Origin of the sequence: Vibrio splendidus 12E03, from assembly GCF_000272105.2 — a bacterium.
GTDB lineage: Bacteria > Pseudomonadota > Gammaproteobacteria > Enterobacterales > Vibrionaceae > Vibrio > Vibrio splendidus_I.
The window spans coordinates 1-529 of the sequence record NZ_AJZD02000156.1; the positions used below are offsets into that span (position 1 = coordinate 1).

Here is a 529-nt window from a genome sequence, read left to right on the forward strand (position 1 = left end):
TCTTGGCCTGTGGCTGACTTTACCTTCACGCCTTATCCATTGGTCACCAAAGAAGGTGACATCAGCATGGCCATGACCACGTTGCTTGGTCCCTATCCACTCAAAGCGCAGCGCCTAGATGCGACTAAAACTATTTACATCAAAGAGGTGACGCCATTATGAACCTATTTCGTCTCTCGGGTTTTCAATCCTTCTGTCTCATTGGGGTGCTCTTAACGCTCTCAGGGTGTGAAACCCTTGGGCTCAATGAATACGACAAGCGCAATGATGAGTCCGCCTCGGTACTTAGTGACATCGAGCGCCACCGACATCGTGAGTCTCTCAAAGTCGAACGCATTGAGCAGCCCCCGGCCAGCCTGATACCGATAGAGCGCCGCACCGATACCGACTATCTGAATAAGACCGTTCGTGTCAGCACGCCCGCGTCGGGCTTGCCACTGAGCATGGTGCTCAGCGATGTGTTGTCACCCCTTGATAAACAGGCCTGGTTTGGGGCTGGCGTGAGCCCGAATACGCGCGTGCGTATTCA

The 529-nt window shown here is 53.7% G+C and carries 1 pseudogene; it reads left to right on the top strand.

What is annotated here, in order from left to right:
• Positions 1–158 precede the first annotated feature (158 nt).
• Positions 159–529: pseudogene (locus A142_RS11355) on the top strand (hypothetical protein); the annotation flags it as partial.